We start from the raw sequence: 24258 nt of genomic DNA, 5'->3' as shown, positions 1-24258 counted from the left end.
AAAACACATGTTTACATTTTATCATTTTTTTATGAAAATTAAAACGATTGATAAATTTAGAGGGAGGATTAGCCTATTTTGAAAAGTAACGATGTAAATAGCGTAGATATATTAATTGAAATGTGTATTATATAATTCATTTTATATAACTTAAGGTATTTTCTAGTTTTTATTAAGTATATTTCTCATGTTTTGAATGAAAAAGAATACGAAAACAAGGGCTATTTTTGCGGACGATTTCTAAAGTGAAATAACGCAGAAAATATTTTCTGCGTCTCCTCTGAAATGTAATCATTTCTTTTTATATGTGCATAATTTTTCGGCTGTCAAAAAGTATACATTTAATGTACCGTCGGCAACTTTTAAAGTTTGGTCCGATGTAAATGAATTACCATAATCAATGTGATATACATTAGAATTTTTGACAAATGAGCCTTTATATAAATCGTCTTTATTCTTTGTTGTTTGCATTTCTACTAAATTTTGCACAATTTCCTCTTTATTTTCTTTTTTGACAACTGTTTCAAATTTATAATATACAGGGCATTCACCTTTTTTATTGTCAACGACTTCCCAAGAACCGTATATATCGTTATTGCTGCATCCACTAAGTAGGATGATTAGTATAGGAATTGTAAGTAGAACCTTTTTCATTTTGTGCTCCTTTCTTTTAAATTTGAATAAACGTGCGAATACGATAGGGATATTATAATAAATAAAGTTTAAATTTTTTTAAAGAATTATTTAATTTCATATAAAAATTTAGGAGAAATTAAATAAGCATGAATCTAGTGTAAAGTCAGATTCATGCTAGTACTATAGCCTATGTTATGTCTTTTTTGAGGATAAATAAAGAGGAAAGCAGAATTACTATTCCATTTAATATATATACGCTTGCGATCATAAAGGCTAACGTACCTGCATCGAATATAGAAGCAAATGTTGCGATAGTCAAAAAGATAATGGGAGTCAGTAGTAAAAATATGAAACCTGCCACGATTCTTTTTTTAAAACTATGTCCAGATAAGGAAATGGCTAAAAAGTTTAGGATGCTAAACAGAGCAATTGCAAAGAGCAGGACAATAAATACTTGGATGCCATCAGACATTTTACCACTCCTTTTATAAAGAGTACTTTTTATAATCTATTCGAAATAAAAGGGGGATACTCCTTTAGGTAATTTCAATAAACGTAATAAATAGGCGTATTATAAAACAAAGAAGTATGGATTCAATATTAGATCCATACTTCTTTGTTTATTTTATAAATTCGCAGATTGTGAATGCTGTTTTTCATAATGTTTCTGCTTAGAAAGGGAAATAGAAATAATCAATAATGAAACGACTCCGAAGATGAGAACCATATATTGTAACCCAATTGTATCTAAGAAGAAGCCTGTTCCAAGTAAGACGATTTGGAACATAACCCTCTCAAACATATTACGGAATGAGAAGAGGCGACCGTGATAACTTTTTTCCACTTTCGTTTGGAAAATCGTCGACATAATAGGGAAGAAGCAGCCAACACTAAACCCAAATAAACCAAATGATGTAAGAGCCATCCATTTTATATCGCTAAAGAACAATGACAGATGTGCAAAAGCAGTACAAACTGCGAAGAAATATAGTAATTTTTCAGGTTTGAAATGATCAGATAGACGTTTAATTACGAAGGCACCTAACATAAATGCGACACCTTCAATTGTATATATGAACCCTTTAATCGTAGGATCATGTTGCATTTCGCTAATGTTAATAACCATTAAATTAAACCCAGCTATAAATAATAGAGGGATGATACTTAATATAAGTGCTGTAAAAGCAATAGGAATTCCTTTTAAAATACGAAATACTTCCATAAAGCTATTATCTTTTGCAGCTTGTTTACTTGGTGTTGTTGATTTCTTGTCTTCGAATTGTAGGAAGAAAGTCGAGAGGAATAATAAGGCGTATGCTGCCATTGAGAAGGCATACATGTACTGTAAACTCATCACAACTAAAAGAATTCCACCTAGTGAAGTACCTGCAATACGAGCGATTGTACCAACATTCATATGTACACCATTCATTTGTAATAACTCATGCTCACGTACGATGAGTGGAATTACAGATTGTAATGCAGGGAAATAAAATGCTGCTGAAATTTGAAGAGCAACCATAAATGCAATCATAAATGCGATACTTTCAAATTGAATAGCAAAAAACATGAAAATAACACTTAAAACTCGACCAAACCCAGCGTAAAGAAGAACTTTTTTCTTTTCATACTGATCGATGACACGGCCAGCCATAGGTCCAACTAGAACACCGGCTAATAGTCCGATAAATAATATAACTGATTTCATGAAATCAGAAGGGACATATTTTTGCATAAATTCAAGGTTGCCAAGAATACCAAGCCATAATCCTAGACCTGCAATAAACTCCCCAATTAAAACAATCCAAACGTTTTTATTACGCCACATAACATAAAACCTCTCCGTCTTTTAAAATGAAAAACGCGTATATAAAACCTCCTTATTTATGTAGTATTTTTATACGAACTTTTTTAGAGTCAGAGTCTATATTACGTGTTTCATAATTGGATTTCAATCTTTTTGATTTGTCAAAAATTTGATGTGTTAATTGATGAAATAAGTGAATCAAAACGTAAAAAATTTATGATTAAAGCTAATAGAAAGTAAGGGGACATATAAAAAAGCAAGAACGTATAACTACGCCTCGCTTTTCTCAAGTACAAAATTAAATATTAGATTCACTTAGCAACATTTACGCTCTTGTCCAATAGCTAAAGCGCTAAAAGATAGTGGGCCAACAACTTCTGCGCTTGCACCACTAGTAAGGTTTTTTACAGTTAATGAATATTCGTGTGTTCCACTGCTAACGTTTTGATCTATAGCTTGAAATGTTTGTACATAGAATTGTTCAGAATCTGTAGATTCAATACCTACTTGTGCATTAAAAATTTCAATATTATCACGGAAAATTCGGAATAAAACTTGTGAAGTCTCAGTTATACCTTCTATACCAATTGTAGCGATTAATTCTACTCGATTATTACGTGAATCTCTACTTGAAATTCGCAATTTCAAATTTGCTAAAATTGCTTTATTTGGAGAAGATGGGATTGCAAAAGTTGTTTCACCAGTTTTACTAATAGGTTGAGTAGCTTGGTAATCAATGATATGAGTCATATTCTTCACCTCCTCATATACTAGAATATGAAAATAGTGAATAATTAGTTTGGACAAATACTAGATTATTTAATAGAGTCAACAATAATTATTGAAAAGAAGAAATTCACATAAAAGCATTAAGAATATATCACAATAAGATGATATTTTTCTTAATGCTTTTTGTAATTAAGCAGAATATTCTTCTTTACGTACTTCAAAAAATTCATTACGTCGTAAGTAATTATAAATTTTCTCTGAAACCTCTTCTTCTTCAGACACTAAGAAACGATGATCAAAAGCGTAGAAAGATTGACCTTTAATTAATTTTACGTAATACATATTAAACGCCTCCTGACACTAGATTATTACTTGCTTCATATTATGATGGCCTATATGTCTGCTAAAAATACTTGGAGTTTCAAAGGGGATAAGTAAAGGGATGAAAGAGCTTACAATTCTGTAAGGTTTATGTCACCTTTTTCGATAGTTTGTATTTACCAGTTTCTTCTATAATGCAAATAGGTTACATAAAATAAGGGGGTAAAAAGATGGATGAAATAATTGGAGAAGTTGTAGCTGGTATTTGTGAATTTGTAGTGGAAGTAACAGCGGATGCTATAGGAAATTTAGTTTCTGGAAATGATGAGGAAAAAGAAACATTATAATAATTTGTAAAAGAATAAAGTTGATCAAATTATAAAGGCTGATTTCTAAAGAGAAATCAGCTTTTTTATTTTTTACATTATATTAACTTAATTTGAATATTCATTTGTTATCATATTTAAGAAGCCTATATAAGGAGGTGAATAAACAAATATGTCGAATTCAGGGCCTGATTTATCTGTTTCTCGTTTGATTGTGGTAAATATAGAAGAAAAAGAATATCATTTTATTGTTCGTGAACATCCGATTGTAGGGAAATTTATATCGCTATTTGAAAATGGGAAAGAATACGGTTTAATAGATAAACAAATCGCTAATAAAGATAAATTTATTACATCGGAGCTTACTAAGTTAGATTATTTTAATATAGATGTTTTATATCTTACACCTGGGTGGATATGGATTGGTATGGATCAATTTGGTTTACATGCTCGTGAGGCTACTTATAACGAAGTAGATGTTATTATGAAGTTGAAAGAGGATTTATATTATATAGATATATACGAAGAAATAAAAATGTAGTAAATATTTATTCAGGTTAGGGGGGAAGTTCCCATAGCCTTTTTTTGTTTAATAATAAAATGCAAAATTATATTATTTTAATGAAAGGTAATATGATAAGAAGTGAGATGAAAAGAGGATTTGAAAATACATTAAGAGAATTGTAATAATTATATGAGTCGTATATGTAAATAACAATAGAAAGAAGATGCTAATATGAGTAAAGAAGAGCTTGTGAAAAAACAGTTTGGCAGCAATGCAGATAAATATGTAAATAGTAAAATACATGCTAAAGGACTGGATTTACAATATGTAGTTCAACAAGTTGAGTCTCGTCATAATAATCGTCTTCTTGATGTTGCTACTGGTGGCGGGCATGTGGCAAATATGTTAGCACCTATGTTTGAAGAAGTAGTTGCACTTGATTTAACAGAACAGATGTTAGAAAAAGCAAAAGTTTTTATAAAGCAGAATGGTCATGAAAATGTATCTTTTGTAGCAGGGAATGCAGAGAATTTACCATTTGCAGACCATTTTTTTGATACAATTACATGCCGGATTGCAGCCCATCATTTTACGAGTCCGGCTCAATTTATTTATGAAGTAAATCGTACGTTGGAGGATAATGGATTATTCATCTTAATAGATAATGTTTCGCCAGAAAATAATGAATATGATACATTTTATAATTTTATAGAAAAAAAGCGTGACCCAAGTCATGAACGAGCTCTAAAAAAGACAGAATGGCTTACTTTATTAGAAAAAAACGGTTTGCAAATGCAGTCATGTCTTACTTTTGATAAGAAGTTTGATTTTGACTGGTGGTGTAATATGATGGATGTCCCTTTACAAAAGCGTGAAAAATTAACAGAATGTATGATGAAAGCACCAAACGAAATGAAGGGATATTTTAATATTCAATTTAAAAATAATAAAGTAGAATCGTTCTATACTGAAATGGCTATGTTTATATGTAAAAAAAGTACAACGTTAAAAAGATAAATGTGTTGCAGTCTTTCTGAAGTACGATATACTTAGTACAGAGAAACTGAGAATTGAGGAATAGTTATAATGATTCGTGTACGCATTGAAGGTACTGAGGAAGAAATGCTTGAATTTATGGGGAAAATGCCAGACATTCCTGGATTTGAAAAGACACATATGAGAGAGCCGAGAAAAGGAAATAACCCGAAATACGATTCAAGTAAAAATGTACTTGCATATTTGTCTTATAAAAAGATTGAAGTCGCCAATAAATAGGCGGCTTTTTTAGTTTGCGCTGTTTCACCGCCTTGTCTTTTTTACATAATAATAATAGTAGATTATGCTCAAGAGGGGTGAGAATAGTTAATAAGAAAATTATCTTTTTTGGAGACTTTGGTATTGATGACGCCGTAGCGTTAATTTATGCAAATAAAACATGTAAATTAGATATTCTAGGTATTGTTGCTGAGTACGGGAATGTATCACGAGATATCGTTACGGAAAATGTTTATTTTTTAGAAAGGTACTATGCTACACAAGTGAAAATTATTGAAGGTGCGAGTAGACCGATGACAGCTGAAGAGCCTTTGTTTTTCCCTGAAATCCACGGGGATCACGGTTTAGGTCCTATTATTCCACCTGAGATGAGAATTTGTAAACGAGAAAATTTTTGTGAATTAATCAAATTAATCGAACCTTGTCCAGAAGATATTATAATTGTGGCGACAGGGAGACTAACGACGCTTGCTACGTTATTTTTATTGTATCCAAATATAATGGATCGTATTTGTTCGTATTATATAATGGGCGGCGCTTTCCTATTTCCAGGTAATGTTACACCAGTATCTGAAGCGAATTTTTATGGTGATCCAATTGCAGCAAATATTGTTATGAAATATGCGAAAAACGCTAGCATATACCCGTTAAATGTAACACAGGGCGCGCTTATAACACCTGAAATGGCCAATATAATAGATAAACAAGGAACTGGACAGGCGAAACTCATTAAACCAATGATTGATTTTTATTATGAGAACTTTTATAAAAAAGAATATCCGGGTATTGGTGGAAGTCCTATACACGATTTACTACCGTTTATCTCGTTTATAAATGACAGTATTTTCGAATATAAAAAATCGGCAGTGTGGATTAGTACGACAAATGATGTGACTAGGGGCCAAAGTGTAGCAGACTTTAGAAAAATAGCTGAGCCAACAAGGTTTGATGATCGGCCGATTCAAAGAATTGCTGTTGGTTTTAACTATGCAGCTTTTAAAGAAGAGTTTATGCGAACAATATTGAAGCCAGATTGTCCTTAATGTGTGTAATAACAAGTCGGATAAATCGTTAGTTCAAAAAAAGGTTTAATCTGTGTGTATTATTCTCAAAAATCTTAAAGTTGAACAACATGAATAACTTATGAAAAATGTCACATAACTAATGGTAAGCAATTGTTTCTAATTATATTTTGATTGGTGAAATGTAAAGGAGGTTATTATATGATTTGGTCTTTAATCGTCGGTGGTATATTAGGATGGCTTGCGAGCTTAATTACTGGAAAAGACGTACCTGGTGGTGTAATTGGTAATATTATTGCTGGTATTATCGGTTCTTGGGTTGGTTCGAAATTACTTGGTAGTTTTGGTCCAGTCATTGGCGGATATGCAATTATTCCAGCTTTAATCGGTGCGATCATTTTAATTTTCATCGTAAGCTTCTTATTACGAGCAATGCGAAAATGAATGTAAGGACTGTTTACATTTGTAAGCAGTCCTTTTTATATGTTATGCTAGTATTATACAATCAGGAGGTGTCAGCATTGAAAACATTCACAGTAAATTTCCATCAAGAAGATAATGCTAAAGCGACAACAGTACATAAATTAAGTGAAGAGGACTTTAACAAAGCAACAGAAAAAGGCACTCGTCATCTATTTGATTTAGATACAAACGTTGGATTCTTCGTATTCTTTGATGCAGAAGATGCAGAAGGAAACGATCAATACTTAATGTTACAATACGAAGGTGATCATGAAGAGCCAACTGCGTGCTACGGATTTGATTTAAAACTATACTATCAATTTTTAGCACTGTACTTAAACGATCTTGAGTTCCAAGGTGAAACAGATGAGGAAGAGGAAGAATACGGTCCAATTCATCATTTAGCGCATTTACTTTATCATATTGTTGAAGATGGTAAATCAATCGAAGTGTAATATACATATTTGAAGCTGCCCTTTTTGGGCAGCTTTTTTATATGACATTGGAATGGTGTACTGTGAGCTAAATAAAGTGAAACTTTAATCAGTGGGGTGTTCATCCCCACTGATTATCAGCCCTCACCAATCGGGCTTTTACGGACAGCAGGGCCCCCACCTAACTTCTTTGTTTCCGCTGAATTTTGAGGTGGGGATCTTACTGCCCGGCAAATAGCGGGATAAATTAATAATAGAAATTTATTTATTACTTTCATGTTAGCATCGTAAAACACCTGTTATAATGATTGTAATTAAATTCATGGAGGCTAATTTTATGCTTGTAGATGTAAAAGCTTTTATTAAAGCTGCAGTTTTAACATGTATTTCATCATTAAGTGGAGATAACACGTTTGCTTATAATTTTGAAACTGTAAAAAATACTATCGCTACATTTTTTAAGAAGCTAAGATTTACCGTATAATTTTATTTTAACCAGTAGGAAAAGAGTAATCACTTCCTACTGGTTTTTTTCTGTTTCAAGGAGCTGTTGTGAGAGCATGTTTTAAGTTATAGATAGAGGATATTATCATTGAGAAGAGAAGGTTTAAATAAGGAGATGAAAATGGTTTCGTTTATCAGGAGGTAGTTACTTCGGATATAACAGACTTGGTTACTTTTTAGAAACAGCTTTTGTAATATATTTTGTACAAGCTTTTGGAGAGAGTGAAGCACTGACTTTTTTGGAACAAACATAATTTGAAAAGTAGTGTAATGGGTTGGTTAACGAAATGAATAAGATGCAATAGGGGGTAAAGATGATGAAAATATATTTAAAAATAGTTATGTTATTTTTGGTGTTTACATGTATGTTTGCGCTAGCCGCATGTAAAGAGACAGACGAAAAAAAGGAAACAAATCCAACCTCGGAAAATAATAAAAATGAACAAAGTAATTTTTCAGAAGAACAGAAAAATCCTGAAGCAAAACCAAGCAATGAAAAAACAACAAAACCATCGCCTGACCCAGATTCGAAAAATAGAACACTTAATCAAAAATCAATTAACCACGTTAAAGATTTGTTTGAACTCGCAAAAGAAGGAAAAGTACCTAATGTACCATTTGGAGCCCATACAGGGGATATTGAAGAAATTGAAAAAGCGTGGGGGAAAGCAAATAAAACCGAATATGCAGGGAACGGAATGTACGCAACTTTTACAAATAAAAATATTGTTTTCGGATTTAATAAAGGGTCACAAGTTTTTGATGTACGCTCATATCATGCAGAACTAAAATTGATTACATTACAAGAAATTGAAAAAGCATTAGGAAAACCATCTTCAGTTAAAGAGAATGGTGAAGATAAAATATATGTATACAAAGTAAATAACCAGTATGAGCTGAAATTTGTCATTCCAAAATCGACTGGTAAGGTAGATCATATTTCTGTATTTTCACCAGAGGATAGTATTAATAAAATGGCAGGATAAGAAATTAAGTGATTTCAAAAACACCTCACTTTCCTTAAATGAGGTGTTTTTAGTTGTAAATAAGGAACGTCTCCTGCCATATAAAACATACTTTCATACGCGAAATACTTCACTTTTGTTTTTTAATATTCATCCAATAAGAAATATTGATCTACTGAAAAAGTAGTAACCTATAAATTATGTGTAGGCTGGTTCGTGATTTTTTTACGTTCTAAATTTTGAACAAACAGTGCTTGAACAATACCTCCAATTAATAAGAAACTAGCACAAATATAAAACAGCATACTTCCATTTAACTTACTTAATAAAACTGCACCAATAACTGGTCCGCACGTTCGAGATATATCCCAGTGTATACCGTAAATTGAAAAATATAAACCACGTTTATTGTGAGGTGCAATTTCTGAAACGAATCGTAATAAGTGGTTTAGAGCAATACTTTCTCCAATGACTAAAAAGAGTAAGGTGAAGAATAACGACAATATCGTCGTTGAATAACTAAAGCCAACTGCAGCTATTGTATAGCAGGCGTAAGAAATAAGGATGATTTTCGCCATAGAAAATCGTTCAGACCATTTTACGAGGAAGATTTGTAGTATGATTTCCAAAATGGCTTTGCATGTTGAAATAAATGCGAGTATGAATACGAGATTAGGAAATACATGTTCTGCAAAAATACGATAATTCGTCTCAGTTTGTGCATAAAAAAAGCTAATAGGGAGTGTAGAAACCATAAGACCGAATATAGCATAATGTTTAAAAATAAATTGCTTTGGTGAACTTGCCTCAACTGTTTGTTTCGACTTACTCATAGGTGGAACGGTTTCTGGGAGCTGGGTCCAAACAACAACGGCATATATCGTAAGGGTTACACTTTGCACGATAAATAAATATTCTGGGTGAGTATTATAAAAACATGCACCGATTAAAGGGCCGACTACGGATCCAATTGCTCCCATCGTTTGTAGGAGAGCAAAAATTTCTGCTTGCTGCTCTTGTTTTGTTAAATCAGCAATTTGTGCACGCTGAGCTGGAATGTATAAGGAACGGCCAATACCATTAATGACATATAACAGTGCAAATATAAAAACAGATTGAGCGAAAACGAAACTGCCGATTGCAACACCTTGTAGTAATAATCCGAGTAACATAATCTTTTTTCGGCCATATTTATCAGTAATTCCTCCAGCAATAAGCGTAAATAAAATGTCTGAAAGTGGCTGTAATCCGAAAATTAGCATAGTTATTATTACATTGCCGTTTAACATTTTATTGACGTAAATAATCATAATGAGAGCTAACATAGATTCAGTCGTTCGGGTTAATAATTCACCACACAATCTAATAAAAATAGGTTTATTGTAACGAAGTAAGAGATAATTCAATATTAATTCCTCCTTTCTATATTGAAATGATAAGATGAAAGGAGAGTTGGAAAAAGGGTAGAGACTATAGGGAGGATTTTTCACCTTTTAGGGGGAGTATGATGTTTATTTTAGATCAATACATTGAACTATGGATTGCTTATGGAAAAGGAAAAAAAGAGGGAGAACGATTGGAAGTAACAGTGCAAAATATATCTGGTACATTATTTTGTACAGAGCGCAATAGTAAGTTAATTATAAAAAAATTAGATGAGTTAAATTGGATCAAGTGGTTTCCAGGTCGCGGCAGAGGAAATCGGTCTAAGTTAATATTTCAAAAGCACCCGATATCTTTAATTTTAGATAGAGGAAAAGAAATAACGAAAAAAGGGGATGTGAAAAGCGGAAGTATATTTGTGGAACGCTATAGCTCACATTTTCCATCAGTAAAGGGAGAATATCATTCCTGGGTGGATTCAATATTTGGTCATAAGGTTGAAATGACATCTGAAGGGAGAAGAGATGTACTCCGGTTGCAAGTACAAATGAATTTAGATATCACATTAGATCCTGTATACGCTACAATGCGCTCAGAATGCCATATGGTAAAACATATATTCGACACACTCGTGTATGTAGACGGTAATACAAACATTATAGAGCCAAGACTTGCATTTCACTGGGAATATAATGACGCTGAAAAAATATGGACGTTTTACTTACGAAAAGGAGTTCACTTTCATAATGGAAAACAACTTACTGCACATGATGTTATATACTCGTTGAATCGATTTATGAAGCTGGAAAATAATGCACACGCATGGATGTTACAACACGTTGAAAGTATCCGTTCAGTGGATGACTACGTTTTCGAAATTCAATTACATACAGAAAATCGAATGTTTTTACATATGCTAAGTGCAGAACAGTGTTCTATCGTGAATGAAGATGAAGCAGGAGGGCTAATTGGAACCGGGCCTTTTCAATTATATAAAAGTAATGAAAATCTGTTCATTTTAGAAGGACATCCTTTATATTTTCGTGAAAGACCTTTTTTAGATCGTGTTGAGTTGTGGAATGTAGAACAAGGTGTAGGTACATACGATGTTTTAGTAAAGGCGCAGTATAAAGATAAAGAAAAACATAATAAAGAATTGTCTCGGCTTGAGTCGAACGTGACATATATAACATGTAATCTTACGAAAGAAGGACCAATGCAAGATGAGTTATTTCGGAAAGCGTTATATAACATCATTCATGGTTATACAATCGTTCAAGAACTCGGCGGAGAACGTGGAGAAGTGGCAAAAAAACTAATATTAGCAGGTGAAAGCATTGTAGAGATTGAGGAAGATGTAGAAAGTTTAATTAAAAGGAGTACTTATCATAATGAAGTGCTACAACTCTACACATTTACAGGACGAGATCATGTTGAAGATGCACAGTGGATACAAAAAGAGTGTGCGAAATATGGGATTCGTGTAGAAAATAATTTTCTTGATATAGAAGAGCTATTGGAAGTAAGTACGATACAAAAGGCCGATATGATGCATGATAGTGCCACAATTAGTGAACGAATAGAAGATAGTCTATTATATATGTTTCTTACAAAAAATAGTTTTATTCATGGACAAAGCAGCATGGACTTTCATGAAAAGTTGTCTCCTTATTTTAGACAAGAAGAATTAGAGAAAAGAGTTACACTGTTACGTGATATCGAGGATACTTTGTTACGTCAAATTCATATTATTCCTTTATATCGTAATAAACAAGAGGTAAGTACACATGAAAAAGTTCAAAATATAATGATTAATTCACAAGGTTGGATTGATTTTTATAATATTTGGTTTAAGTCTTGATATATAAGGGCTTTTGCACATTTTCATAAGGTGTGTAAGAGCCTTTTTTGTATGTAGGAATAGGTTTGTTTTACACATTGTTACGCTACTTGTGATAAAAGTTTATTTACAGCGTAACAGTGTTATGTTACATTATTATCAGGAAGGAGTGTTATACAGTTGAGTACAGATTTAATTTCAAAAAAAGATTTATTAGAACTAACTGGTATTTCATATGGACAGTTATATAGGTGGAAAAGAAAAAATTTAATTCCGGAAGATTGGTTTGTACGAAAATCAACGTTTACAGGTCAAGAGACATTTTTTCCGAAAGAAAAGATATTAGAGCGTATCGATAAAATCCAAACGATGAAAGAGGATTTATCACTTGATGAACTAGCTAACATGTTTTCACCGAGTGTGAGAGAAATTCTTTTAACAAAGGAAGACATTTTACGCAAGGGGATTGCATCAGAACCAGTTTTACAATTTTTCATAGAACAAACGAATAAAAGAGCAGATTTTCAATTTGTAGATATTCTTTATGTGTACATGTTAGAAGAATTACTACAATCAGGAGAGATTAGTTTAGAAGAAGGAAAAATGGTCTTGCAAGTTTTACGTGAAAATTATGAAGCAATTAAACATAAAACTTGTGACTTAATCATTGTCCGAAAGTTAGGGATTTCTACATGTTTATTAGTTTCAAACGTGGACGATTTAATTTTTGAAAAAGGCACCAAAATCGTTTTACGCGAAGCGATTATGAAATATACCGAAGCATTAAAAACTAAATTGTTGTAGTGGAGGAGAAAGTATGCGTACAGATAATTTGATTATAAATGGTTACGGTTCATCGAATGGCGGCGAGTTTCATAAAGTGCAATTAAACGGAAAAGGAACTGTGAATGGAAATGTTGAATGTGAGCAATTTGAATGTAACGGTTACGGTGCAGTTACTGGCAATTTGAAAAGTAGTAGTGCACGAATTAGCGGATCTGGTAAAGTTGATGGCACAGTTCATGCTGAAACGATGCGAATTGATGGAAAAGCAACAATTACGCAAAATGTAAAAGCAAACAGTTTGAAAATTGCAGGAAAAGGTACGATAGGTGGAAATGTCACTGGTGAAGAATTTAAAGTCAATGGTCAAGCTACAATTGACGGTAATTGTGAAGTGGATACTTTTTCTTCAGAAGGACAATTTACAATCGGTGGTTTATTAAACGCAGATGAAATTAATATAAATATTCACGGTACATGTCGAGCGAAAGAAATTGGTGGTCAAACGATTAAAGTAAGACATAGATCAGGTACATTTAGTAGGCTATTTAAAACAGTGTTTGGCTTGCAGTTAGAAGCTGAACTATTAGAAGGTGACAATATCGATATTGATTATGCTCACATAAGAACAGTAAGAGGAAACAATGTTACAGTAGGAGCAAACTGTGAGATTGAACTGATTGAATATACTGGTGTTCTTACTGTTGATAAAAATGCAAATGTAAAAGAAATTAAGCAGGTTTAACGGAAGGGAGAAATCAGTATGGAACATCCACATAGTCTGACAGTAAATGGTTCTGGTAATTCAGCAGGCGGAGATTATAATAAAGTGAAGATTCGCGGTGAAGGAACAATTACGAATGATATGAGTTGTAATGAGTTTAAAACGTACGGAACGAGTGATGTACGCGGTAATATGAAAGTGAAAAATTATGTCGTGTATGGAGATAACGAAGTACAAGGAAATGTAGATGCGGAATATGTAAAAGTATATGGTAATACACAAATTCATGGTGATGCTCATATTGAAAAAACAAAAGTTAGAGGTATGATAAATATTGAAGGAAAGTTTTCAGGTGATTTCGTAGATGTAAAAGGTGCTTTAAATGTAAAGGGAGATATTGAAGTAGAAGATTTATCATTAACTGGTGGTCTTGAAAGTGATGGATTACTTAATGCTGAAAATATTGAAATTTCACTTCGTTATGAAGGCAGTAAGATAAGAGAAATTGGTGGTAAAAAAATTACCGTTCGTAAAAAAGCGAGATTTATTCCTTTTACTAGTCATGCTGGGAGCCTCCAAACTTCGATTGTTGAAGGAGATGATATCTATTTAGAACATACGATCGCTGAAGTGGTAAGAGGCAACAACGTCACAATTGGTCCTGGATGTGAAATTAGTGTTGTAGAATATCATACTAGTTTTAATCAAAAAGGTAATGCAGTCGTAAAAGAACATAAACAAATATAAGTAGTATGAGGGAGAGCAAGAGATATGGTTGAGAAGAATAATAAGCTCGGCTTTGTTGTGGCGGGCTTATTGCTAGGTATTTTAATGGCATCGATGGATAATACCATTGTCGTAACGGCGATGGGAACAATCGTTGGTGACTTAGGAGGCCTTGAAAACTTTGTATGGGTCGTTTCTGCCTATATGGTCGCAGAAATGGCAGGCATGCCGATTTTCGGTAAGCTATCAGATATGTATGGTAGAAAGAGATTCTTTATTTTCGGTTTAATTGTCTTTATGATTGGTTCGGCACTTTGTGGTACTGCTGAAAATATTACACAGTTAGGTATTTATCGTGCCATTCAAGGTATTGGTGGCGGGGCATTAGTGCCGATCGCGTTTACTATCGTTTTTGATATTTTTCCACCTGAAAAACGCGGGAAAATGGGTGGTTTATTCGGAGCTGTATTTGGATTATCTAGTATTTTCGGGCCATTACTTGGCGCATATATTACCGATTACATTAGCTGGCACTGGGTATTTTATATTAACTTACCACTTGGCATTTTAGCACTTATTTTTATTACATTCTTTTATAAAGAATCACGCGTTCATAGAAAGCAAAAAATTGATTGGTTTGGCGCAATTACTTTAGTTGGTGCAGTAGTTTCTTTAATGTTTGCGCTTGAACTAGGCGGACAAAAATATGATTGGGATTCTAGCTTTATTTTAAGTTTATTTGGTGGATTCGCTATTTTAATCATCGCATTCATTTTTATTGAACGAAAAGTAGAAGAACCAATTATTTCATTTGAGATGTTTAAGCAGCGCTTATTCGGAATGAGTACAATTATTGCATTATGTTACGGTGCTGCATTTATGTCAGCAACTGTTTACATTCCGTTATTCATTCAAGGTGTATACGGCGGGACTGCAACAAACTCAGGATTATTACTTTTACCTATGATGCTAGGATCAGTCGTAACAGCGCAGTTAGGTGGATTTTTAACGACTAAGCTGAGCTACCGAAACATTATGATTATTTCTGCTGTTATTATGTTAATCGGATTATTCTTATTAAGTACATTAACGCCAGAAACAAGTCGTGTATTATTAACAGTTTATATGATTATTATCGGATTTGGAGTAGGTTTCTCATTCTCTGTACTAAGTATGGCTTCAATTCATAACTTCGGTATGGAACAGCGTGGATCTGCGACTTCAACGAGTAACTTCATTCGTTCATTAGGAATGACACTAGGTATTACAATCTTCGGAATGATCCAAAGAACAGGTTTCCAAGATCAATTAGAAGAAGCATTTAAAGGGATGAGCGGGGAAATGAATACAAAATTAGGGGATTCAAGAGCCATTTTATCAGAATCGGCAAGATCTCAAATCCCTCCGCAAATATTAGATAAAATTATTGACGCTCTTTCTAGTTCAATTGTTCAAACATTCATGTGGGCATTGGTACCAGCTGGATTAGCATTCATATTCATTTTCTTTATGGGAAATGAGCGTATGGTAATTAAGAAAGAACAAATGAATAAAAAGAGTGAAACATCAAAAGCGTAATGAAAAAGCTCCTTTCCAATTGGAAAGGAGCTTTTTCGTATGTACGGTGTTAGATTAGCCTTCGATAATTTCGTATTCTTCGTCTGCAAGTAATAAAATTTGCGTTTTCTTGCCTTTGTTTTGAACTTCGATTACATCGTATGCGCCTAAGTCTCTTACTTTGCTTTGAGAAGCGTTAACCATAACTTCAATAGAATCAATTAAGATATCTTCTTCAATATATGATTCAGGCAATGCCATATCTTCAGTATCTAATACACACGCATATAGATTTTGTAAATTTTCAGTAGTTGGGTTTTGTTCCTCAACATCAATGATATTTTTTACTGCATCCATATTTTCTTCTTTTGCTTGGTACACTTTAATTTTAGCCATAATTTTAATCTCCTTTATAACGTAATCGTAGAGGCTACACCTCATTATAACGTTTTTTTTATGAAAGATGAAATTGTTATATGTATTTATAGTAAAAATTATGTGTCCTTACTCAAAATTGGTGTAATTTCCATATAAATGTACGAGTAGGTAACGATAATGTTACGTTAAAGTTATATTGTCCAAGCTTTTCTTATTTTCTTCTCATATATATGTAGTAGCAATTCTATATAGAGAAGGGATGGAGTGTAAGTGGGTTGTGAACCGAGAGTTTCTAGAGATTTTGTTCAAGTACCTGAACTGGTAGGTTTTCGATTACTTTTATCACATCCAGCTGGAGACCCTTTAAACTACGGATTATTATTTATTAATTTTCCTGATACGATTTTTATTTTTATATTGGCATCAAGCGGATACCTTTCCATTTCGAACTGTTTAAAAATAGAGGGCGGAACTGGTGATGCCGAAATAGAAGAGATAAAAAAATGATAGAGGATGACGTTAACACGTACAAATCAGTTGTTAAATTGACTAAAGTATATAAGAACGGTGAGACGGAATCTTTTATTTATAAAAATGAGTTATAATACATGTATTTAAATGCACCCTCAAACTATTGTTGAGGGTTGTTACATAATTAATTATGTTGGTCCTTCAAACCGTTTGTTAACGGGTAAGAAATATATTTATTGTTGACTTATTTTATAGGTTGATCATTTCATAGTTAGTAGATGTTATAATCATTTTATGTTTACTGATATTTTATAAATATTCGAAGTTTTAATTTAATAGTCAATTGCTTTTATGATGAACAGGTGGGTATGTATATGAATACGAATTATGGAGCGCTCATGAAAATGTTAAGAGTAGTTGATTCTAAAGAAGGCGGGAATGTAAATGATATATGAAGCGAATATACATACAAGAAAAAAACTAGTTTCTATGTTTGAGGATTTCAATAACGTTGTTTTACTTTCTTATTTACAAGGGCATATGGGTACTGCTTGGGTAAATGACCTTGAAAATCCAAAAGTAGCACAAGTTACGGTAGGGATTTTTACATTTTACGCTGGAGACCCAAATACGAAAGAAACAGAAGAGTTATTACGTAATATTCCAGAAAGAATTTTAGTTATCGTAAATAGTGAAGAGTGGAAACAACGCTTAGAAACATTCCATGAAAGAAAAATAGATAAGTTTTTACGTTATAAATTCAAACGAAATCCAGAAGTTTTTAATCGTTCAAAATTACAATCTTTTATATCAACACTTCCAAAAGAATATGAGTTAAGAAGAATAGATGAGCATATCGCAAATAGCCCCAAATTACATAAGATATCTGAAGATTTTACAAGTCAATTTCATTCGGTAGAAGATTATATAAACCGTGGTATAGGTTATAGCATTTTATATAACGGAGAAGTTGTATGCGGTGCATCCTCGTATAGTATTTATAATGACGGGATTGAAATTGAAGTTGCGACTGATCACAATCATAGAAGAGAGGGCTTGGCAACTGTAGTTAGTGCAGCTATTATATTGGATTGCTTAGAAAATGGAAAGTATCCAAACTGGGACGCAGCGAATACTACATCTGCTAAACTAGCAGAAAAGTTAGGATATGAATTTGATAAGGCATATGATACTTATTTTGTAGATAATAGATGAGTGAAGGAGTTACATACTAAAAAATAAATACGCCCTAGTACGTAAGTCTAGGGCGTATTTATTAGTTGGTAAATATCTTCATAACAATTTTATCATATTTTATCTTTTGAATGTTTGGAATTAAAGATATTTATGTGACTTTTTGAAAAAATAAAAGAGCAGCTAGCAAAAGCTAACTGCTCTTCTCCAAGGGGGAATGGAGAAATACAATCATGTTACCTATAGTATTGACAGAACATTGAGTTTTAATCAGCCATTTATAAAAGGAGAGATAAAATATCTTTGATTAATCCTTAGCTCCAATTAGGAGTACTGATAGAAAAACGATTGAGAATATATTTTTTTATTACATTTACAATTTGAAGAGTAGAACGTGTTTATCGTAATTCTCCAAACACCAATTATATTTTTTTAGAATGATTGGATGGACTGCTTCTTTCGTAGTATCGACTTCAGTATATCCATATTTCTTATAAAAGTTTTCTAATTCCTCAAAAGGAAGACAATATACATTTTGTATTTGTGATTTTTTTGCAGTTTCTACTAAAAATGAAACAAGCTCACCAGCTAATTGTAGCCCTCTAAATTGAGGCAGAATAAAAATTCCGCCCATTTCTAAAGTATCTTCATCTATTTGGACTAATCGGCCAACACCTGCATACTCGTTGTTATATGTAATAATTGCAACTTTATCTCTCTTTAAATCACTCCGTACAAATCCTATTGAGTCATATTGGTTATTAATCCATTCTAAATCGTTAGATGTGGCCAATTGAATACTCATATACATCCTCCTTCGGAATACTAGCGCTCTCTTCATTATATAGAACATAAGATACTATATCAAAAGAACCTTGAGATAGCACATTTGTTTAAGTTATTAGTTAAAAGTGTGGGATTGCTGGCATTGAAATCATGGCTTCACCAAACATAGGATAATAATCTTGTGAATTTAGTGTTACATAGTCAAAATAAAAATTAGTTTATGTGTTCGGTAACGTACGATTGTTTAAGTGTAGAGAAAATCATAGGGTTATTTTAATTAGTAGCTACTGTATTCATTGAAGCTATTAAGGAAATGTGGTAATCGCCAGCCCTAGTGATACAAATCATATTAGGATTTAGTAAAAAAAATTCTTCCTGAAAAAGAGGGGGATTAAAGATAAGAGCACTTCGAAAAGTGCCCTTCAGTAACGACTACTCATTCTAAAAAGAAAGGATGCAATATATCATATGAAGTTAAGTGTATTTAAGTATGGGTCTTTTATATAAATGTGAAATAAAAGAGGGTTGTCTTCTTATTAGAAGGCAGCTTTTTGTTATTACAAAAAAGAATTAGAAATAAAATATAAATTCAGTTACTTGTCCAAACAATTTTTTTTAAAATACATAAAATGCTAGTAGTTAGCCAATATTTTTATATTGCTAATTTTTTAGACTAAAAGGGGTGATTTTATGTGTGATTGTGAAGTTTGTAGAAGAAAGAAAAAACGTGATCCATTAAATCGGGGTTCTGAACCAAAAAAACAGGATTCCGAATCAGTGAATTCTTATTCATTTAGTAAAAATGCAAATTTTTTAGAAGAAGCTATACAAACAGATGAAATCGATCAAGTTTCTGAGGAATATATTGAAATAGTAGATTCAGCAGATGTACAAGTTACGACTACAGATACAAAAGCTGCACTATCTATCCAAGCCGCGTTACAAGCAGCTATTGTGGTTGTAGTAAGTATTTCTATAGCAGATAGTGAAAAGGCAGATAAAATAACACAAGAATTGTTTCAAAAATCATCTATTAAACAAATTAATAGACAAAAAACATTTATTAAAAATTCCAGAAACGTAACCGTAACAACTACTGATACAGATATTGCAGTGAATATTCAAATTCTGCTTCAAATTTTATTAGCGTTACTAGTTAAACTAAACATTTTATAAAGTGTCTATCCTATTTATATTTAGCTATAAGGGTTCACACTAAGTAAATATTTTTTGTTGTAATATGTGGTACAAGCTTGGACTTTCTCATTATGACCGAATTAATATTCAAGATTGATGGGAAATTAAGTGTGGAAAACTACACAATAACAAAGGTGAACCTATTATTTAACAGTGAATAAAACTTATATATGTGAAGTAAAGGAAAGCTGTCTTCGTATTAGAAGACAGCTTTTTAATTTTATTAGTAAAAAGCCGTGAAAATAAAAGATTAAGTTACTTGTCCAAGCATTTTTTATTTAAATACATATAATGCTGGTAGTTAATCTAAATTTTTATAGAAAACTGATAGGAGTGAATATTGTAAATGGATGATTTAAATAAGTTTTCTTCCTTTAAGTTTGATAAGGATCAAAAGAATATAATTATAGACCTTTTACTCTCAGATATTTTTAATAGGCATGGGATAAATGAAGAAAAACTAAAAAATTTATCGCCAGAAAAAAAGCAGCAAATTAAAAGTATTGTTTCTGAAATACAATCACAAGTTAATAATTATTTAGATTGAAAGGGGGTGAATGTATGAAAAAAACATGTCATTCAGATGAAAATAAAAGGTGGAGTGCATTAGACTCCTCAAATCCTCATCCATCTTTTAAAAATGATACCGTTTCAGAAGCTGCAGCACAAGAAAGTAAAACTTACCAAATTTCTGAAGAATCTATTACAATTGTAGATTCAGCAGATGTAGAAGTTACGACTACAGATACAAAAGCTGCGTTATCTATTCAAGCTGCATTACAAGCAGCTATCGTGGTTATAATAAGTATTTCTATAGCAGATAGTGAAAAAGCTGACCGTGTAGCACAAGAATTGTTTCAAAAATCATCTATTAAACAAATTAATAAACAAGAAACTGTTATTAGAAATTCTAGAAATGTTACAGTTACGACTACAGATACAGACATAGCAGTAAATGTTCAAATTCTTCTCCAAATTTTATTAGCTTTACTAGTAAAATTAAATATTTTATAAAATGTTTAACCTTTTTTAGATATAGTGCATCTTACAGGTAAATATTCACTGTTTTAATTATAGTACAGGCTATAAATATTTATCATAACTGGACTAATATTCAACATCACCAAAGTATGAATGTAAACAAACAATGTGATGGAAAATAAAGTTTGGTTATTTTACGAAAATTTAAAAGCCATTTCCTTTATTGGATTTGGCTTTTAAATTTTAAACAGTATAAATTTGAAAAGATAATATTAAGTTAAAGAAGTAAAATATACTGATACAAAATACTTATAAAATTACTCGTGTTATAGAAAAATAATAAGAAAAGGATGTTTAAAATAGAATCATTTTCATTAATAGTTCAAGTTTTGAAGAATAGTGCATACAATATAAAGTGTTTTCCTTTCTTCATTTAAGTTTTACGTATATAATTTAAAAGTACTATTTTTATTTTATTATTTTATATTTATAACAGAATAGAGGTTTAAAAATGAGTGTTAAAATCATTACGGATAGTGCGGCGGATTTACCAGTAGAATTGCTGCAAGCATATGATATTGATTTAATTCCACTCCGTGTATATGATGAAGCAGAAACAGAGTATTTAGATGGAGTAACATTAGAGTCAGTTACATTATTGCAAAAAATGAGAGAAGGCGCTGTTTATAGAACGTCATTGCCTTCGCTTGAAACTTTCCAAGAAAAATTTGTTTCTTATGCAAAAGAAGGTAATCCTTGTATATATTTAGCTTTTTCATCTGAACTGTCTGGTACATATCAATCATCAGTTGTCATTAAAGAGGAAGTAAAAGAAACATATGCAGATTTAGATTTAGAAATTATTGATACAAAATGCGCTTCGCTTGGTCAAGGTCTTGTCGTTTTAGAAGCTGCTAAAATGGCAAAAGACGGCGCATCAAAAGAAGATATTTTAAACCGTGTCGCTTTTCTAATGAACCATATGGAGCACATCTTCACTGTAGCTGACTTACAGTACCTTGTTAGAGGTGGACGTTTAAGTAAAGTAGCTGGTTTTATCGGTGGTTTACTAAACATTAAGCCTATCTTAAACGTGGAAGAAGGAAAACTTGTACCACTTGAAAAGGTAAGAGGGAAAAAGAAAGTATTAAGCCGAATTGTTGATATTATGGAAGAACGTGGTAAAGACCTTAAAGGTCAAACAATCGGTATGACTCATGGTGATGACTTAGAAACAGCGGAAGCATTAAAATCATTAATTACGGAAAGATTCGGTTGTGAAGTATTTATCGTAAATACAATTGGTGCAGCAATCGGAGCACATACAGGACCTGGCGTTATAACGTTATTTTTCTTAAATGAAGTAGAGTAAAGGATTGATCATTTGATCAATCCTTTTTTCTTTAATCTGTGATTACCGGTCGATATGGTATTGGTGAAGATAAAATTTTTGAAGTTTTCCTATATGAATTGCTCTCTTGTAGAGGGAGTATTTTTTATATGTGGAATGATACTTAATGGTAGAAGAAAAGAGTATAAATAAGAATGTATTTGTAGGAATTTAAATATTTGAAGATATCGAAATTTTGCCATTTCATATATAATTGTGTGGGGAGAAATATCTGTAACTATTTGTAAAAATAGGGGTGGCTATAAAAATGCAAGAAATTGCTAGATGGGATTTAAATCGATTGTATTCGAATGAGGATATTCTATTTCCGATTTTGGAGTTGAAAGAGCAATATTTTGTAACAAAAGATGTAGAGGTTCTTTCAAAGCTAATACAAGCTATTGAAAAAGCAGAATACTATTTGTACTGTAGATCAGTTGAAGAAAGTGTACCATCTGACCTTACTAAATTGACCGTGAAAGTGAAGGAACTAAAAAATGAATTACAGCAAGTAATAAAACATAATGAAGTGGAAACTTCAGATAATACTAAGTTAATAAAAGATGAGCTTAATGCGTGGGAAAATATGTACATACAATTACGGGATAGGATAGAAATAGAGCGCAATAATAGACAATTATCCTTTGGACAAGCAAATACTATTGCAATGAATAGTGATAATGAAAAGGAAAGATTAGAAGTATTCGAGTTACTTACAAGTACTTTACATAAGGAAAAAGAAATCTTTGCTACTGTATTAAATCAAATAGGGAGATTGCGTAATGCAAAGAGTAATGAAATAGAAGATAGAGAGATTTTAACACAATCTTTTCATGCGAATGGCATTTCAGAAACTGTATTATTCCAAATGCGGAATGCGACAGAAGAAAACCTTGATAAATTAGTAAGTGCTTTAAACGTGTATAAGAAAGGAAAAGCTTCAATTACATGGCATGAACTTATGACGGTAAAGGAAAGTAATGAGGTCATGATTCCTTTTTCAGTAGCAATACAAAACGTTTATGATGCATGTAAGAATATTGATGAAGAATTAGCAGAATTTGCACGTAATGCGATAGAAAGTGGTTGGGTAGATGCTGAACCGAGAGAGAATAAACCACCAGGTGGGTTTTGTGCTCCATTTTTCAGTGAGAAAGAATCGCGAATTTCCATTCGTTATGATGGGAGTATAGATAGTGTAAGAGTGCTCGCTCATGAATTAGGACATGCTTGGCATTTTTATAATATGAGTTTTGAACAATCTACATCTTTTTTAGATGATTACTTGCCAATGAGTACGGCTGAATCAGCATCTATTTTCTTTGAAACGGTACTCTTAAATTATCTAATTGAAACAACGGATAGTAAAGATATGAAAAAGTCATTACTTAGCTGGAAAATAAGAAATAGTTTTAATTATGTAATGGCAATACGAGCATCGTATCAGTTTGAAAAAACATTTTATGAAAAATGTAAAGAGGGTCCTTTAAGTGCTGATGAAATTGAGAAATTATCTATAATTGCACAAAAAGAAGCTTATGGAAAAGCTTTAAGTGAATACCAGCCGTTTGTATGGATGAAATATATTCAATTTTATATAGCAGATGTTCCTTTTTACAATTATCCATACACATTTGGATATTTAGTAAGTTTTAGCTTATTAGAAATAGCTCAAGAAGGTAAAAGTACTTTTCATTCGAAATATAAAGAGTTCTTACGAGAAACAGGAAAGGCTCCAGTAGAGGAGCTTATGAAAAAACATTTTGAAATAGATATAAGAAATTATGAATTTTGGAATAAAGCTTTTATTCAAATTTCTAAAGACATTGATAAATATTTGCAGCTTATGTAAGGGGAGAGTA

Annotated in this window: 27 protein-coding genes and 2 pseudogenes; 21 read left to right on the top strand and 8 right to left on the bottom strand. The window is 32.1% G+C overall.

What is annotated here, in order from left to right; all coding sequences use genetic code 11:
* Positions 1-291: 291 nt before the first annotated feature.
* The 5 genes from MKY21_RS14490 to MKY21_RS14470 form a co-directional block, all read right to left on the bottom strand.
* Positions 292-654 (bottom strand): hypothetical protein, encoded by a 363-nt coding sequence (locus MKY21_RS14490; protein ID WP_000757017.1) that lies wholly within the window; start codon positions 652-654, stop codon positions 292-294.
* Between the two features lie 169 nt (positions 655-823).
* Complete coding sequence (locus MKY21_RS14485) at positions 824-1108, bottom strand: hypothetical protein (RefSeq protein ID WP_044797261.1); 285 nt, start codon at positions 1106-1108, stop codon at positions 824-826.
* A gap of 153 nt (positions 1109-1261) precedes the next feature.
* Positions 1262-2464 (bottom strand): MFS transporter, encoded by a 1203-nt coding sequence (locus tag MKY21_RS14480; RefSeq protein WP_000269261.1) that lies wholly within the window; start codon positions 2462-2464, stop codon positions 1262-1264.
* 294 nt (positions 2465-2758) lie between these two features.
* Positions 2759-3193, bottom strand: coding sequence for an exosporium protein ExsC (exsC, locus tag MKY21_RS14475; RefSeq protein WP_341076605.1), 435 nt, complete (start codon positions 3191-3193; stop codon positions 2759-2761).
* Positions 3194-3361: 168 nt separating this feature from the next.
* Positions 3362-3514, bottom strand: coding sequence for a YqbF domain-containing protein (locus tag MKY21_RS14470; RefSeq protein WP_000291905.1), 153 nt, complete (start codon positions 3512-3514; stop codon positions 3362-3364).
* Positions 3515-3991: 477 nt separating this feature from the next.
* On the opposite strand from MKY21_RS14470, the gene MKY21_RS14465 reads away from it, so the two are divergent.
* From MKY21_RS14465 to MKY21_RS14425, 9 genes and pseudogenes are all read left to right on the top strand, one after another.
* Positions 3992-4360, top strand: a complete 369-nt coding sequence (locus tag MKY21_RS14465) for a hypothetical protein (protein WP_000071478.1) — start codon at positions 3992-3994, stop codon at positions 4358-4360.
* 195 nt (positions 4361-4555) lie between these two features.
* The gene (locus MKY21_RS14460; protein WP_000031305.1) at positions 4556-5341 is read left to right on the top strand and encodes a class I SAM-dependent methyltransferase; all 786 of its coding nucleotides are present in this window, start codon (positions 4556-4558) and stop codon (positions 5339-5341) included.
* Between the two features lie 69 nt (positions 5342-5410).
* Entirely contained in the window at positions 5411-5599 is a 189-nt protein-coding gene (locus tag MKY21_RS14455) for a DUF3970 family protein (RefSeq protein WP_000621885.1), read from the top strand.
* Between the two features lie 77 nt (positions 5600-5676).
* The gene (locus MKY21_RS14450) at positions 5677-6642 is read left to right on the top strand and encodes a nucleoside hydrolase (RefSeq protein ID WP_001223681.1); all 966 of its coding nucleotides are present in this window, start codon (positions 5677-5679) and stop codon (positions 6640-6642) included.
* Positions 6643-6822: 180 nt separating this feature from the next.
* The gene (locus MKY21_RS14445) at positions 6823-7065 is read left to right on the top strand and encodes a GlsB/YeaQ/YmgE family stress response membrane protein (protein ID WP_000638306.1); all 243 of its coding nucleotides are present in this window, start codon (positions 6823-6825) and stop codon (positions 7063-7065) included.
* A gap of 77 nt (positions 7066-7142) precedes the next feature.
* A complete protein-coding gene (locus tag MKY21_RS14440) occupies positions 7143-7538 on the top strand; it encodes a hypothetical protein (protein WP_000847587.1) in 396 nt (131 codons plus the stop codon).
* 316 nt (positions 7539-7854) lie between these two features.
* Positions 7855-8001 (top strand): hypothetical protein, encoded by a 147-nt coding sequence (locus tag MKY21_RS14435; RefSeq protein WP_000959554.1) that lies wholly within the window; start codon positions 7855-7857, stop codon positions 7999-8001.
* 139 nt (positions 8002-8140) lie between these two features.
* Positions 8141-8312: pseudogene (locus MKY21_RS14430) on the top strand (aminopeptidase); the annotation flags it as partial.
* Between the two features lie 23 nt (positions 8313-8335).
* Positions 8336-9007: a YjgB family protein gene (locus MKY21_RS14425; RefSeq protein WP_001987496.1), complete on the top strand. Its 672-nt coding sequence runs from the start codon at positions 8336-8338 to the stop codon at positions 9005-9007.
* 170 nt (positions 9008-9177) lie between these two features.
* On the opposite strand, the gene MKY21_RS14420 is transcribed toward MKY21_RS14425, so the two are convergent.
* The gene (locus MKY21_RS14420) at positions 9178-10392 is read right to left on the bottom strand and encodes an MDR family MFS transporter (RefSeq protein WP_001108458.1); all 1215 of its coding nucleotides are present in this window, start codon (positions 10390-10392) and stop codon (positions 9178-9180) included.
* 101 nt (positions 10393-10493) lie between these two features.
* On the opposite strand from MKY21_RS14420, the gene MKY21_RS14415 reads away from it, so the two are divergent.
* From MKY21_RS14415 to MKY21_RS14395, 5 genes are all read left to right on the top strand, one after another.
* Complete coding sequence (locus tag MKY21_RS14415; RefSeq protein ID WP_000470200.1) at positions 10494-12230, top strand: ABC transporter substrate-binding protein; 1737 nt, start codon at positions 10494-10496, stop codon at positions 12228-12230.
* A 159-nt stretch (positions 12231-12389) separates the two neighbouring features.
* The gene (locus MKY21_RS14410; RefSeq protein ID WP_000102244.1) at positions 12390-13013 is read left to right on the top strand and encodes a YhbD family protein; all 624 of its coding nucleotides are present in this window, start codon (positions 12390-12392) and stop codon (positions 13011-13013) included.
* A 13-nt stretch (positions 13014-13026) separates the two neighbouring features.
* Positions 13027-13737, top strand: a complete 711-nt coding sequence (locus MKY21_RS14405; RefSeq protein ID WP_001258387.1) for a bactofilin family protein — start codon at positions 13027-13029, stop codon at positions 13735-13737.
* Positions 13738-13755: 18 nt separating this feature from the next.
* Positions 13756-14463 carry a polymer-forming cytoskeletal protein gene (locus MKY21_RS14400; protein WP_000400904.1) on the top strand — a complete coding sequence of 236 codons (708 nt, stop codon included), beginning with the start codon at positions 13756-13758 and terminating at the stop codon, positions 14461-14463.
* Positions 14464-14487: 24 nt separating this feature from the next.
* Positions 14488-16020 carry an MDR family MFS transporter gene (locus MKY21_RS14395; RefSeq protein WP_098616655.1) on the top strand — a complete coding sequence of 511 codons (1533 nt, stop codon included), beginning with the start codon at positions 14488-14490 and terminating at the stop codon, positions 16018-16020.
* 54 nt (positions 16021-16074) lie between these two features.
* On the opposite strand, the gene MKY21_RS14390 is transcribed toward MKY21_RS14395, so the two are convergent.
* Positions 16075-16395 carry a hypothetical protein gene (locus MKY21_RS14390; RefSeq protein WP_001062731.1) on the bottom strand — a complete coding sequence of 107 codons (321 nt, stop codon included), beginning with the start codon at positions 16393-16395 and terminating at the stop codon, positions 16075-16077.
* Positions 16396-16656: 261 nt separating this feature from the next.
* Here MKY21_RS14390 and MKY21_RS14385 point away from each other — a divergent pair.
* A pseudogene (locus tag MKY21_RS14385) lies at positions 16657-16982 on the top strand (BC_2878 family exosporium-associated protein); the annotation flags it as partial.
* A gap of 310 nt (positions 16983-17292) precedes the next feature.
* The gene (locus tag MKY21_RS14380) at positions 17293-18063 is read left to right on the top strand and encodes a GNAT family N-acetyltransferase (RefSeq protein WP_016118084.1); all 771 of its coding nucleotides are present in this window, start codon (positions 17293-17295) and stop codon (positions 18061-18063) included.
* A 352-nt stretch (positions 18064-18415) separates the two neighbouring features.
* On the opposite strand, the gene MKY21_RS14375 is transcribed toward MKY21_RS14380, so the two are convergent.
* Positions 18416-18847: a GNAT family N-acetyltransferase gene (locus tag MKY21_RS14375; protein ID WP_000027151.1), complete on the bottom strand. Its 432-nt coding sequence runs from the start codon at positions 18845-18847 to the stop codon at positions 18416-18418.
* 671 nt (positions 18848-19518) lie between these two features.
* On the opposite strand from MKY21_RS14375, the gene MKY21_RS14370 reads away from it, so the two are divergent.
* The 5 genes from MKY21_RS14370 (at position 19519) to MKY21_RS14350 (ending at position 24248) form a co-directional block, all read left to right on the top strand.
* A complete protein-coding gene (locus tag MKY21_RS14370; protein WP_000332786.1) occupies positions 19519-20004 on the top strand; it encodes a spore coat protein in 486 nt (161 codons plus the stop codon).
* Positions 20005-20371: 367 nt separating this feature from the next.
* A complete protein-coding gene (locus MKY21_RS14365; protein WP_000342253.1) occupies positions 20372-20572 on the top strand; it encodes a spore coat protein W in 201 nt (66 codons plus the stop codon).
* A gap of 14 nt (positions 20573-20586) precedes the next feature.
* The gene (locus MKY21_RS14360) at positions 20587-21039 is read left to right on the top strand and encodes a spore coat protein (RefSeq protein ID WP_000750488.1); all 453 of its coding nucleotides are present in this window, start codon (positions 20587-20589) and stop codon (positions 21037-21039) included.
* Positions 21040-21517: 478 nt separating this feature from the next.
* On the top strand, positions 21518-22378 hold the full coding sequence (locus tag MKY21_RS14355; protein WP_000111646.1) for a DegV family protein: 861 nt from the start codon (positions 21518-21520) through the stop codon (positions 22376-22378).
* A 286-nt stretch (positions 22379-22664) separates the two neighbouring features.
* Positions 22665-24248 carry a M3 family metallopeptidase gene (locus MKY21_RS14350; protein WP_341076597.1) on the top strand — a complete coding sequence of 528 codons (1584 nt, stop codon included), beginning with the start codon at positions 22665-22667 and terminating at the stop codon, positions 24246-24248.
* Positions 24249-24258 lie beyond the last annotated feature (10 nt).

The sequence above is a fragment of the Bacillus sp. FSL R9-9497 genome, from assembly GCF_038005805.1.
In the GTDB taxonomy this organism is placed as follows: Bacteria; Bacillota; Bacilli; order Bacillales; family Bacillaceae_G; genus Bacillus_A; species Bacillus_A cereus.
The sequence above is the reverse complement of the archived record's forward strand: the minus strand, read 5'-3'. Positions and strand labels throughout refer to the sequence as shown.